The organism is Nocardia sp. NPDC004860, from assembly GCF_040609015.1.
GTDB lineage: Bacteria > Actinomycetota > Actinomycetes > Mycobacteriales > Mycobacteriaceae > Nocardia.
Genome location: NZ_JBEXJI010000032.1, coordinates 70,831 through 83,447, shown reverse-complemented (window position 1 = coordinate 83,447; position 12,617 = coordinate 70,831). Strand labels below are relative to the sequence as shown.

The following is a 12,617-nucleotide window of genomic DNA, read 5'->3' as shown; positions in this document are numbered from 1 at the left end:
GAGTAGCGAATATTCAGCGAGGTACCAGCACGTCGGTGCCCACGAAAGGCACCAGCGCAGCGGGCACCCGCACCGAACCATCGGCTTGCTGATGGTTCTCCAGCAAAGCGACAATCCACCGAGTCGTGGCCAAAGTGCCGTTCAGGGTGGCGGCGATCTGCGGCTTGCCGTTCTCGTCCCGGTACCGGACATTCAGGCGACGCGCCTGGAACGTCGTGCAATTCGAGGTCGAGGTGAGCTCGCGGTAGGTCTGCTGCGTGGGAACCCAAGCCTCGCAATCGAATTTGCGGGCGGCCGAGCTGCCCAGGTCGCCGGCGGCCACATCGATCACCCGGTAGGGCACCTCGATGGCGGCGAGCATCTCCTGCTCCCAGGCCAGCAGCCGGCGGTGCTCGGCGTCGGCCTGGTCCGGGGTGGTGTAGACGAACATCTCCACCTTGTCGAACTGGTGCACGCGGATGATGCCGCGCGTGTCCTTGCCGTAGCTGCCCGCCTCCCGGCGGAAACACGACGACCAGCCGGCGTAGCGCTTGGCGCCCGCGCTCAGATCCAGGATCTCGCCCGAGTGATAGCCCGCCAGCGGCACCTCCGAGGTGCCGACCAGGTACAGGTCGTCGTCCTCCAGGTGGTAGACCTCGGCGGAGTGCTGGCCCAGGAACCCGGTGCCCTGCATGATCTCCGGGCGCACCAGCACCGGCGGGATCATCATGGTGAACCCGTTGGCCACCGCCTTCTGCGCGGCCAGCTGCAGCAGGCCCAGCTGCAGCAGCGCGCCGTTGCCGGTGAGGAAATAGAAGCGCGAGCCCGACACCTTCGCGCCGCGCTCCATGTCGATCAGGCCCAGCGACTCACCCAGGTCCAGGTGATCCTTGGGCTCGAAATCGAACTCCCGCGGCGTGCCGATGGTGTCGAGCACGATGTAGTCGTCCTCGCCGCCGGCGGGCGCGCCCTCCTGCACCACATTCGACAGCGCGCGCTGGGCGGCGTCGAGGTCGGCGTCCGCGGCGGTCTCGGCGGCCTCGGCCTCCTTCACCTTCGCCGACAGTTCCTGACCCAGCTGCAGCAGCGCCGGACGCTCGTCCGGGGAAGCCTTGCCGACCTTCTTGCCCAGGGCCTTCTGCTCAGCGCGCAGATTGTCGGCCGTCGCGACCGCGGCGCGGCGGGCGGCATCCGCCTCGAGCAGGGCATCCACCAGGGAGGGGTCCTCACCGCGAGCGCGCTGCGACGCACGGACCACATCCGGGTTTTCCCGCAGGAATCGAAGGTCGATCATGGCCATTGAGCCTAGTTTGATTGCCTCCGCTTCGCTCCGGCGGGTTCGCGGCCGAGGCGCAGGTCTATGGAGCCGGAAGCTCGATTCTTCCCTTTTCCGCTCCTCCGCTTCGCTCCCCCGCTCCAAGCGCGGGGAGGCGGAGCGCAGTCCAGAATCGAGCCGGGCCGCGAACCTCGAGTTGATCCGACCCATCCGGCCCACCACCGGGGGATTTGCACCCTAGGGTTAGCGGCATGGGACGGCAGGGAGTCCGGCAGCGGCTCCGCCGTGGTCTTTCCGAGGAGTGAGCATGCCCCAATACACCCCGCACACCGCCGATTTCGTGGTCGTCGGAGCCGGATCCGCGGGGGCCGCAGTGGCCGCGAAACTGAGCGAGCGACCCGGCGTCAGCGTCGTGGTCCTGGAGGCCGGCGGCGAGGACAGCGACAAATTCGCCCACATTCCCGCGGCGTTCAACCAGCTGTTCCAGGGCCCCAACGACTGGAACTACCGCACCGAACCCCAGCCCGAGCTCAGCAACCGGCGCGTCTACTGGCCGCGCGGCAAGATGCTCGGCGGCTCCTCCTCGATGAACGCCATGATGTGGGTGCGCGGCTTCGCCGCCGACTACGACGAATGGGCCCGCTACGCCGGACCGAGCTGGTCCTTCGAGCAAGTGCTCCCCATCTTCCAGCGAATGGAAGCCGTCGAGGAGGCCGGCGAGCCCGGTGAAGGCCGCAAGGGACCGCTGCACATCTCCCGCCAGCGCAGCCCGCGCCCGCTCACCCACACCTACCTGCAGGCCGCCACCGAAGCCGGGTACCCGGTGGAACGCGCGAATCAGGATCGGCCACAAGGCTTCTCGCAGACCATGGTGACCCAGAAGCGCGGCGCGCGCTGGAGCACCGCCGACGCCTACCTGCGGCCGGCGCGCCAGCAGGGACGCAACATCACCGTCATCACCGACGCGCACGTCACCCGGGTGCTGTTCGAGGGCAAGCGCGCCACCGGGGTGGAATTCCGGATCGGCGGCGAGACCAAGCAGATCACCGCCAAGCGCGAAATCATCCTGTCCGGCGGCGCCATCAACAGCCCGCAACTGCTCATGCTCTCCGGCATCGGCGACGGCGACCGGTTGCAGGAGCTGGAAATCCCCGTCGTGCAGCACCTGCCCGAGGTCGGGCGCGGCCTGCGCGACCATCTGGCCGCGCCCATCATCTACCGCACCAGCGGGGGCAGCCTCTACGGCGCGGACAAGAACCTGCTCGAGCTCGCCAACTACCTGGTGCTGCGGCGCGGGCAGCTGACCTCGAACATCGGTGAGGCCTACGGGTTCGTGCGCAGCCGCGAGGATCTCGACCTGCCCGACCTGGAACTCATCTTCGCGCCCGCGCCGTATATCGCCGAGGGACTGGGTGATCCGGACGGGCACGCGCTCACCTTCGCCGCCGTGCTGCTCAAGCCGGAATCCATCGGCAGCGTCACCCTCACCTCCCCGGACCCGTTCACCGCGCCGCGCATCAACCCGCGCTACTGCGCCGAGCCCGCCGACCGCGCCGCCCTGCTCGCCGGCCTGCGCATCTGTACCGAACTGGCGAACCAGCCGGCGCTGAAGGAGCACATCGGCGAGCTCATGCAGCCCGCCGTGCCCTCCGACACCCCGATGGAGGAGATGCTGCGGCACTGCCTCGAGGACCACTCGCACACGCTCTACCACCCGGTCGGCACCTGTGCCATGAGCCGCGACGAATCCAGCGTGGTGGATCCGGAACTGCGGGTGCGGGGCATCGAGGGCCTGCGCGTGGCCGACACCTCGGTCATGCCGGTGATCACCCGCGGCCATACCCACGCCCCGGCGGTCATGATCGGTGAGAAGGCGGCGGACCTGATCCTGTCGTGACGACCCGTACTGCACGCTGAACGCCGCAATAACAGCACCCGAAGGTTCGCGGCCCGGCTCGATTCTGGACGGCGCTCCGCCGCCCCGCGCTTGCAGCGGAGGAGCGGAGGAGGCGGAAAGAACCGAGCTTCCGGCTCCATAGACCTGCGCCTCGGCCGCGAACCCGCCGGAGCGAAGCGGAGGCAATTAAGCTCAGTCGCGATGCCTGAGCAAAAGATGCCTCCGCAGTGGCCCGTGCCTCCGTCCTCGCAGCGTCCCGGGCCGCCGAACCGTCGGAAACCGACGGCGCTGGATCGTTTGCTGACGCCGTTCCGCGCCATGGAATCCAAGCTGGACCAGAACGGTCCGCTCTCGGCGTCGACGGTCCGGTGGGGACTGCTGGCCATGGCGGTGGGCGTCACGCTGGCCGTACTCATCACCATGTTCGTCTCCAACGGCTTCGACTCCAATCGCGTGAAGGCGCACGCGCCGGGGGCCGCCCAGCCCACCGGCGCGGTCGCGGGCGCGGCCTTCGGCACCGCTCGGGAGGGCGACTGCCTGACCTGGTCCAAGGCCAACGCCGGCGACCTCACCAAGGTCGACTGCGCCAGCAAGCACCTGTTCGAGGTCACCGCGGACATCGACCTGAGCAAGTACCCGGGCAAGGAGTTCGGGCCCGGCTCCCGCTTCCCGGACTCGCTACGCTTCTCCGAGCTGCGCGACGAGCACTGCGTCAGCGCCGCCCAGGAATACCTCGGCGGCCGCCTGGACCCGCGCGGCAAATTCGTTGTCGGCCTGATCAATCCGGGTGAGGCGGGCTGGAAGGCGGGCGAGCGGACGCTGCGCTGCGGCCTGCAGGTCTCCGGCAGCCAGGGCCTCGCCACCAAGCCCATCACCGGCAGCGTGCGCGACATCAACCAGTCGAAGGTCTACGACCTCGGCACCTGCATCGGCATCAAGTCCAACCTGCCCACCGATCCGGTCGACTGCACCCAGCCGCACGCCTTCGAGATCGTCTCCACCGTGGACCTGGCCACCCACTTCAACGGCGGCCCGCCCTCGAAGGACGATCAGGACAAGTTCATGGAGGACGAGTGCGCCAAGGACGCCGGCGACTATCTCGGCGCCCCCGACGCACTGCGCAACAAGACCCTCACCCTGTTCTGGGACGCGCTCGACGCGCGCAGCTGGCTGGCCGGTTCCCGCAGCCTCAACTGCATGGTCGGCAAGGGCGCCGATCAGGAGGGCTTCGCCACCATCACCGGATCGGCCAAGGGCGACATCCAGATCGACGGCCAGGCCCCCGTGCCGCCGCCCAACAACGGCCGCTACACCCCGCCGCCGCTGCCCGGCGCGGCCCCGCCGGTCATCCCCCAGCCACGGTGATGCGGCGGAAGCTGTAGGCATGCCCGTCTCCATGTCCGACGACCGCTTCGAGGAACTGGTCGGCGACGCCCTCGATCTGATTCCGCGAGAGTTGTCACAGGCGATCGACAATGTGGTGGTGCTCATCGAGCCGCGCAGCGACGAGGACCCCCACCTGCTCGGTCTCTACCACGGCATCGCCCTCACCGACCGGGACTACAGCCACTACGGGGGCGCGCTGCCGGACACCATCACCATCTATCGCGAGGCCATCCTCGGGATGTGTCACAGCGAAGAAGAGGTGGTCGAGGAGGTGGCGATCACCGTGATTCACGAGATAGCGCACTACTTCGGGATCGACGACGAGCGCCTGCATCAGCTGGGCTGGGGCTGACCAGCGGCATCGGGAACCGATCGGCGAACCTCCGCGTCCAATCCTCACAGCCGGGGTGGAACGGGGAAGGGAGCTCGATCATGGTCGGCCACGTGCTGGTGCAGCCCGAGGTGATCCTCGCGGCCGCCCTGGAACTCGATCTGCTCGCCGAACGCCTCGCCGCGGCCGCGAGCGCGACGGCTCCGGCCACCCATGTGCTTCCGTCCGGCACCGAAGAGGTGTCCTTCCTGGCCGCGGCGCATTTCAACAATGCCGCGCGCACCCACGACCACTCGGTCGCCCAGGGCATTCTCGAACTGCATCACGCCGCCGCCACCCTGCGCAGCCAGCTGGCCCGGTACCTGGCCCAGGACGCCGTCCGCGCGGCCGGTATCGCCGCGATTCAGGTGTAGAGGGGAGACGCACCATGACGCTGGGAATCACGGGGGTGTTCTGGCTGCCCCGGATGGCCGAATTCAATTCCCTCTGCCTCGATTCCGGGGCGCACGCCATTCCGATCGCGGCCGCGGGCAGCGCCTGGGGCGCGCTCACCGCCTCCTGGGTGGACGCCACCACCACGGTGACGCGGGTGATGGCCGAGATCGGGGCCGGTCTCGAAGGAGTGAACGGGCTCGCCGTGCTGGCCCGGCTCGGTGGTTTCACCGTATGGGCCGAACAGCAGGCCGTCATGGCCGGCGTGATGGCGGGCAAGGCCGCCGCCAATGCCACCGCCTACACCGTGGCCTCCCTCGCCATGCCGAGCCTGCCGGAGATCGCGGCCGTGGAGACCGCGCGGATGGCCGCGTATTCCAGCGGCGGCGCGCTCAACGGCACCGCGGAGGCAGCCGAGGCGGCCAAGCTGGCGCTGGACATCCGGGCCGCGCTGGTGATGGAAACCTATGAGGCCGCGACGAGTTCGATGGTGGCCACGCCCGGCCAGTTCCAGATGCCGCCACCCATAGCCGTGGGCGCGGGCTCGGCCGATGCGGGTGGCGACGCGCTCGCCCTTGGCAGCGATCCGCTGCAGGCGGCGCTCGGCGCGGCCGCCGTCCTGGCGCAGAATCCGGCCGTCACCGGCGCCCTGTCGCAGGTTGCACAGGTGGCGGGAACGGTGGTCACCAGCGGTGTGACCAGCGCGGGAAACGTTGCTGGTACAGCGATTACGGCGGTCGCGAATGCGGTGACGCAAACGCCTGGCCTCGGTACCTCCGGCCCGCCGGTCACGGCGGACGCGGGTGTCTCGACCGCCGGCGCGGGTGGCGCGGCGCCGGCCACGCAGGCGGTGTCCGTCACCGGCGGCGGCGCGTCGGTGAACATCGGAAATGGCGCGGGCACACTGAAGTTGCCCGAGGGCTGGGGCGCGGGTCTCGGAAACACCGGTGGCGCACCGCCTCCCGCGGCACCGATCGCCGAACCGGTGACCGTGACCACCACCCCGGCCGCGACCGCACCGGTCCGGTCGGCCGCAACCAGCCCGCTGCTCGGCACCCGGGGCAGCGACGAGGAAGAGTCCCACCGCGGCCACCACTACGGCCGTTCGGTGCAGGTGTTCGCCGACGGCCGGGTCATCGCGCCCGCGGTCATCGGCGGCGACGCACTGGCCGACCGGTGACCGTGCTCGGCGCGGGCCGCGGGCCGTCGACGCTGCGGTCGGTCACGCTGTCGCTCGACGAAATGCAGTATCTCCTGGAGACATTGGGGATCGACGAGCTGCCCGTGGTGCTGGATGCCATGGGCCGCTACGACAATGCCGCCGACCACGACACCGCCATGGCCGCGGCGGCCGCCACCCTGACCGAGCGTGACCTGCTCGACGGCGACGAGGTGCATCCGGAACTGGCCGAACGGCTGCGCGTGCTCTACCGGCCGCACTGGGTGCTGGCCGTGCGCTGGTACGTGGCGGGGCAGGTCAACCGGTGCTGTGTGGCCAAGGGCGACGACATCGAGGTGGTGGCGCTGCGCGGCCCCGGCTCCTGTGTCGTCGACGCGGCCGGTCACGATCTGCCGGGCACCGTGATGGCCGCGCTCGGCCCGGCCGATGCGCTGGAACTGTCCGGAATGAACGCGCCCACCGCGGATCTGGCTCCCGTGTTCGACGACGCGGGCGATGCCGCCACCACGGCCGTCCGACTGGCCGCGGTGGGCACACCGGCCCGCGACGCACCGATCCTCGCTTCGGCTCTGGTGCAGGTGAATTCGCACGCGGAGATCGTCGGCGTGCACTACGGCGACGGCACGCGCGACGTGGCGAGCACCCACCTCGCGGTGTACAACACCCGGCACGGCCGTTTTCTCGCCTGCACCGGCACCGCCGCGGACGGGACGAAGTGGACATCGCTGGCGGGCGGCACCCCGGCCCGGCTGCGCACGGCGCTGCGGGATCTCATCGAATCCCTGCCGCTGCGAACGGAATTCCCGGGCTAACCCATGGGGTCGTCGCCGCCGGCCGCGACGGCGTCGCCGAACGGTGCGAGATAGCGGCCCCAGCGGGTGCACTCCCAGGTGCCGTCCTCGAACGGCTGCAGCTCGATGGTCTCGGTATTGTCCAGGTGATTGTTGGCGGCGAAAAGCCTTGGTACCCCGGTCAATTCGCGCGAGACCAGCCGCATGGCCGCGCCGTGGCTGACCACGATGACATCGTGGGCGTCCGGGCGGCTCAGATAGTCGTCGCGTAGTCGCTGCAGCGCCGGGACATAGCGGGCGAGCACGTCCTCCCCGGATTCGCCACCGGGCACCCGGACGCTCAGATCACCGAAATGCCAAGCGTGATACACCTTCTGGAATTCCTCGTGCGCGGCCGGGGTGTTCAACCCCTCGAGGTCGCCGAGCTGCACCTCCTGCAGATCCTCCAGCACGTCCAGGGTGACCCCGGTGGCGGCCTCGATGTAGCCGCCGGTCTGCCGAGCGCGCAGCGCGGCCGAGGAGAACAGCCGCTGCGGCGGGACGGCCAGGTTCGCGCCGTAGCTCTTCGCCTGCGCCACACCGCGTTCGGTGAGCGGCAGGCCCGGCAGCCGGGTGTCGAGGATCTTGCCGACATTGCCCTCGGTCTCGCCGTGCCGGACCAGGATGAGTTTGCCGGTCACAGGTCGGCCACCCCCTTCTTCAGATCGGCCAGCCAGGCCGCGCCGGGTGCGTCCGGCGGCGGCGGGGTGCCGGTGGCCGCGGTGGCGGGCCAGGAGCCGAGGAATCGGATCCGGGCGGCCGTGCGGTGCAGTGCCTTCAGCGCCTCGGCGACCGCGGCGTCGTCGATGTGCCCGACGCAGTCCAGGTAGAAACGGTAGGTGCCCATGCCGGTGCGGGTGGGCCGGGATTCGATGCGGGTGAGATCGATACCGCGGGTGGCGAATTCGGCGAACGCGCGCATGAGCGAGCCCGGCTCGTTGGCCAGCTCCAGCACGATGGAGGTGCGGTCGGTCCCGGTGCGCGGCGGCGCCGGCCGCGGGGCGGTGACCAGCACGAAGCGGGTGACGGCCCGATCGACATCGGCGACGCCGTCGGCCAGGGTGGTGAGCCCGAGGCGGGCGCCGGCCAGCGCGGTGGAGACGGCGGCATCGGCGTGCCCGGCGACGACGTCCTCGGCGGCCGCGGCATTGGAGGCGGAGGTGTACAGCTGTGCCAGCGGCATGGTGACGGCCAGCCACATGCGGACCTGCGCGGCCGCGACCGGATAGGCCGCGATCCGGCGCACCTCGTCGAGCTCGATACCGGGGCGGCCCACGATGGTGAACGCCACGTCCAGGTCGGTTTCCGCGATGATCTGCAGCCGCGGGCCCACGGCCAGCGCATCCAGCGTCGGCGCGATGGAGCCCTCGACCGAGCTCTCGATCGGCACCACCGCGCCCGCGGCGTTACCGGCCCGCACCAGCTCGACGGCCGCGCCCTGGCTCGGGGCCGGGACACGCTCGACCGGTCCATCGAAGACTCCGGTGGACTCCAGTTTGGCGAGGGCCATCTCCGTGAAGGTTCCCGACGGCCCGAAGTAGGCGATACGCGGCACGGTTACGACATTACTTGCGTGCGCCCGGTCACCTCCGGCTTTGGTCAACTCCTGGGTAACTTCGCACCCCCGGCGCGGTGGGTTCAGGCGCCCAATATGGCGAGGGCGGTGGTCACGGCCGCGACCTCGCCGGTTTCGATGGCCAGCAGCACCTCACGGAACGCCTCGACCGCGGGTGGTTTCAGCCCGGTGAGGAACGCGATGTCCGGCGCGGCGAGCGCGCCGCGAATGTCCTCGCCGCAGAGCGCGGCGACGGTCGCCGCCACACCCGCCAGCGCCCGCTCGCCCGAGTCGGTGCGGGCCACGAAACCGCTGTCGCCGTGCACGATTCGCACCAGGAACTCCGACACCGCCTCGTCGTCGAGCGCCAGGTCCAGCACCTCGACGCCCGGATCGGCGGAGACCGGGCGGACCAGCTCCTCGGCCAGTCCGCGGGCCGGGCGGGGCGGGACGGACAGGGTGAGGGCGACCGGTTCGGGCGCGGGGGACGAATCGTGCGGCACGTCTTCACGGTAGCGATCGGCGCGACACCGCCGGCGCGGCCACCCGGGAAGCTCTTGCGCACGCGACCCACGTCACTTAGCTTAGGTTTACCTAATTCAACTCCCGGAGGTGTGTATGCCACCCGCGGCCCAGGTCGTCGCACCCACTACCGCCGAACGCGTGCACACCGCCTGCGCGCACGCCGAGAACGCGGTCCTGGCCCTGCCCGGCCTCGACCCGGTGCCCACCTCCGTACACCTGCTGCGGCAGTGCGGGGACATGGTGCTGGCGGTCCCGATGAACTCCACCGCCGCCGGTCTCGTGCTCGGCTGCGGCGCGAACGGGTCCCCCGCGGTCCTCGAACTCACCGACCAGGCCCCGCTGCCGCTGCGCGAACGCGTCCGCGCTCTGGTCTGGCTGCGTGGCTGGGCGCACGCCGTGCCCGCGCACGCCCAGCGCGCGCTGGCCGGCGCGGTCGCCGCCGACCATCCGCATCCGGACCTGCTCGACGTCGGCCACACCGCCGTCCTGCTGCGGCTGGTCATCGACTCCGCGGTGGTGGCCGACACCGCCGGCGCCGACTCGGTCGACCGCGAGCAGCTGCGCGACGCCCGGCCCGATCCGTTCTGCGCGCTGGAAGCCGGTTGGCTGCAACACCTTCAGGCCGATCACCCCGATGTGGTGGACCGCCTGGCCCGCCGGCTGCCGCACGCGCTGCGCCGCGGCGCCCTCATCCATCCGCTGGCCATCGACCGCTACGGCGTCACCCTGCGCGTCGAGGCCATCGAGGCCGACCACGACATCCGCATCCCGTTCGAGGCCCCGGCGCACGACATCGAATCCCTCAGCCGCGCGGTGCACGCCTTGGCGGGCAACCCCTTCCACGGCGGCCTGCACCGCATCTGACGAGTTCGCAGGGCGCCCGCCTAGATTGGCGGGCATGGTTTCGGCTGATCCCGCACCCGTGTGGCCCGCACCCGAATCGTCCGAATCGGGCCGGCGGGCGATCAAACTCGAGATCGCGGTGGTGCTGGTCGTCACCTTCGGGCTGAGCGGGGCCAATGCGGCACTGTCTCTGCTCGAGAGCGCCCTCGCGCCCGGCGGGGTGGGCGGGCAGACCGTCGCGCTGAATGCGCCACGGGCCACCCGGTCGACCATCGACCTGCTCTTCCAGCTGCTGAGCGTGGCCCGTCTGCTCGGCTGGGCGGCGCTGGGCCTCTATCTGTTGTGGCGCAGCGGGATCGCGCCGCGGGCGATCGGACTGGCGCGGCGGCTGCGCTGGCGGGCGGACGTGCTCCCGGGACTCGCGCTCACGGCCGTGATCGGAATCCCCGGGCTGGGACTGTATCTCGCGGCACACGCACTGGGTGTGAGCGTCACCATCGTGCCCAGTTCGCTCGCGCACTGGTGGCGGCTGCCGGTGCTGGTGCTGTCCGCGTGGGCGAACTCGGCGGCCGAGGAGGTGCTGGTCGTCGCCTACCTGATCTCGCGATTACGGGCGCTGGGGTGGACGGAGAATCGATCGCTGCTGGCGTCGGCGATCCTGCGCGGCAGCTACCACCTCTACCAGGGCCTGGGCGGCGGGCTCGGAAACCTGGTGATGGGATTGATCTTCGGACGCTACTGGCAGCGCACCAACCGGCTCTGGCCGCTGCTGCTGGCGCACGCGCTCATCGACTCGATCGCCTACATCGGGTACACCTTCCTGCACGGACACGTCTCCTGGCTGCCGTAATCCGATCGGAACGAGCCACGCGGGCGCCGCGGTCGGTACTGTTTTCAGTGATGAACGGCGACGACCCCCAGCACTTTGCACGGATACGCCGGGAGCCGCCGCCGGGACGCCCGGGCGAGCCCCCGGCGTACCCGCCTCGACCCGCGGCGAATCCCGGGCAATCGCAGAGACCTTCGTCTCACCGGCCGCCCGCGGACGGCCGGCCCGTTAACGACGGCAGGCCGCGGATAGAACCAACTCAGGTGATCCGACGCCATGAATCCGGTCCGGACCTGGCCTATTCGCAGGTCCCGCCCGGGAACCCGACCCCGCGGCAGCGGCCGCCGGGGAATCGCGTTCCGACGCAGCACAATCGCGGGCCCGGGGACAATCGGATGCCGCCGCCGGGCAATCGGGTGCCGCCCCCGCGGGAGCGTGCCGCCGCGCCCATGGGTCACGCGCCGACCCAGCGGCCGGTCCCCTTCCGGGAAGAGCCGCCGCACACTCCCCCGCCACCACCGCCCGGCCGGCGCCGCGGCGGCGAAGGCCGGCCGCCGCGCGGCTCCCGGCCCCGCGGGAAGCGGCACTGGTTCCGCTGGATCTTGTCGCTGCTGCTGGTGCTCCTGCTGCTGCCGATCGCGGCGGCCGTCTATGTCGACACCCACCTCACCCGGATCGACGCCCTCGCGAACTATTCGGGCCGGATCGGCGACACGCCCGGGACGAATTGGCTTCTGGTGGGTTCCGACAGCCGCTCGGGACTGTCCAAGGATCAGGAGCAGCAGCTGTCCACCGGCGACTCCTCCGATGTCGAGGGCGAGCGCACCGACACCGTCATCCTGGTGCACATTCCGAAGTCGGGGCGGCCGACGCTGGTGAGCCTGCCGCGCGACTCGTATGTGAGCATCCCGGGCGTCGGCAAGGACAAGCTCAATGCCTCCTTCGCCGCCGGCGGCGCATCGCTGCTGGTCAAGACGGTGGAGGGCGCGACCGGCGTGCACATCGACCACTATGTGCAGATCGGCTTCGGCGGCTTCGCCAATGTCGTGGACGCGGTCGGCGGCATCCAGATGTGCCTGGACACGCCCATGAAGGATCCGCTGGCCGGTATCGACCTGCCCGCGGGCTGCCAGACGCTCAACGGACCCGAGGCACTGGGCTTCGTGCGTTCCCGCGCCACCCCGCGCGCGGACCTGGATCGCATGCTCAACCAGCGGAAATTCCTCAGCGCCCTGCTGAAGAAGGCGGCGAGCCCGGGCACGCTGGCCAATCCGTTCCGGTCCTGGCCGCTGGTGCGGGATCTGACCTCGGCGCTGAAGGTCGACAAGGGCGCGCACATCTGGGATCTGGCGAGCCTGGGCAATGCGCTGACCAGCGATCCCATCACCACGACGGTCCCGGTCGGTGGATTCGAGGACGTGGCCGGCAGTGGCAATGTCCTGCTCTGGGACAAGACGAAGGCGAGTGCTTTCTTCGACGCTCTGGCCAAGGACCAGCAGATCCCGCAGGACTTGATCACCACCGTCGGCAGCTAGGCCGAATTAGGCAATACTT

13 protein-coding genes are annotated in these 12,617 nt (G+C 70.4%); 9 read left to right on the top strand and 4 right to left on the bottom strand.

Annotation, left to right across the window (positions count from 1 at the left end; translation table 11 throughout):
• Positions 1-13: 13 nt before the first annotated feature.
• Entirely contained in the window at positions 14-1,273 is a 1,260-nt protein-coding gene (serS, locus tag ABZV44_RS37850; protein ID WP_354847573.1) for a serine--tRNA ligase, read from the bottom strand.
• A 289-nt stretch (positions 1,274-1,562) separates the two neighbouring features.
• Here serS and ABZV44_RS37845 point away from each other — a divergent pair, with 289 nt between their 5' ends.
• From ABZV44_RS37845 to ABZV44_RS37820, 6 genes are all read left to right on the top strand, one after another.
• Positions 1,563-3,152, top strand: coding sequence for an FAD-dependent oxidoreductase (locus tag ABZV44_RS37845; RefSeq protein ID WP_354847571.1), 1,590 nt, complete (start codon positions 1,563-1,565; stop codon positions 3,150-3,152).
• 318 nt (positions 3,153-3,470) lie between these two features.
• Complete coding sequence (locus ABZV44_RS37840; protein WP_354847568.1) at positions 3,471-4,517, top strand: septum formation family protein; 1,047 nt, start codon at positions 3,471-3,473, stop codon at positions 4,515-4,517.
• A 19-nt stretch (positions 4,518-4,536) separates the two neighbouring features.
• Complete coding sequence (locus tag ABZV44_RS37835; protein ID WP_354847565.1) at positions 4,537-4,890, top strand: metallopeptidase family protein; 354 nt, start codon at positions 4,537-4,539, stop codon at positions 4,888-4,890.
• Positions 4,891-4,970: 80 nt separating this feature from the next.
• Positions 4,971-5,282: a PE family protein gene (locus ABZV44_RS37830; protein WP_354847563.1), complete on the top strand. Its 312-nt coding sequence runs from the start codon at positions 4,971-4,973 to the stop codon at positions 5,280-5,282.
• A 14-nt stretch (positions 5,283-5,296) separates the two neighbouring features.
• On the top strand, positions 5,297-6,481 hold the full coding sequence (locus tag ABZV44_RS37825; RefSeq protein ID WP_354847560.1) for a PPE domain-containing protein: 1,185 nt from the start codon (positions 5,297-5,299) through the stop codon (positions 6,479-6,481).
• Positions 6,478-7,293, top strand: coding sequence for an ESX secretion-associated protein EspG (locus tag ABZV44_RS37820; RefSeq protein ID WP_354847558.1), 816 nt, complete (start codon positions 6,478-6,480; stop codon positions 7,291-7,293). The genes ABZV44_RS37825 and ABZV44_RS37820 overlap by 4 nt, the downstream gene beginning before the upstream one ends.
• Here ABZV44_RS37820 and ABZV44_RS37815 read toward each other — a convergent pair.
• The 3 genes from ABZV44_RS37815 to ABZV44_RS37805 all read right to left on the bottom strand — a co-directional run bounded on the left by ABZV44_RS37815 (position 7,290) and on the right by ABZV44_RS37805 (position 9,369).
• On the bottom strand, positions 7,290-7,952 hold the full coding sequence (locus ABZV44_RS37815; RefSeq protein WP_354847555.1) for a histidine phosphatase family protein: 663 nt from the start codon (positions 7,950-7,952) through the stop codon (positions 7,290-7,292). The genes ABZV44_RS37820 and ABZV44_RS37815 overlap by 4 nt on opposite strands.
• Entirely contained in the window at positions 7,949-8,866 is a 918-nt protein-coding gene (pheA, locus tag ABZV44_RS37810) for a prephenate dehydratase (RefSeq protein ID WP_354847554.1), read from the bottom strand. Before pheA ends, ABZV44_RS37815 begins: the two co-directional genes overlap by 4 nt.
• A gap of 83 nt (positions 8,867-8,949) precedes the next feature.
• On the bottom strand, positions 8,950-9,369 hold the full coding sequence (locus ABZV44_RS37805; RefSeq protein ID WP_354847552.1) for a hypothetical protein: 420 nt from the start codon (positions 9,367-9,369) through the stop codon (positions 8,950-8,952).
• A 115-nt stretch (positions 9,370-9,484) separates the two neighbouring features.
• On the opposite strand from ABZV44_RS37805, the gene ABZV44_RS37800 reads away from it, so the two are divergent.
• From ABZV44_RS37800 to ABZV44_RS37790, 3 genes are read left to right on the top strand one after another with little or no spacing between them, the layout of a single operon-like run.
• On the top strand, positions 9,485-10,255 hold the full coding sequence (locus ABZV44_RS37800; RefSeq protein WP_354847550.1) for a DUF2470 domain-containing protein: 771 nt from the start codon (positions 9,485-9,487) through the stop codon (positions 10,253-10,255).
• Positions 10,256-10,289: 34 nt separating this feature from the next.
• A complete protein-coding gene (locus ABZV44_RS37795) occupies positions 10,290-11,084 on the top strand; it encodes a CPBP family intramembrane glutamic endopeptidase (RefSeq protein ID WP_354847548.1) in 795 nt (264 codons plus the stop codon).
• A gap of 50 nt (positions 11,085-11,134) precedes the next feature.
• Positions 11,135-12,598: an LCP family protein gene (locus ABZV44_RS37790; RefSeq protein WP_354847545.1), complete on the top strand. Its 1,464-nt coding sequence runs from the start codon at positions 11,135-11,137 to the stop codon at positions 12,596-12,598.
• Positions 12,599-12,617: the final 19 nt, after the last annotated feature.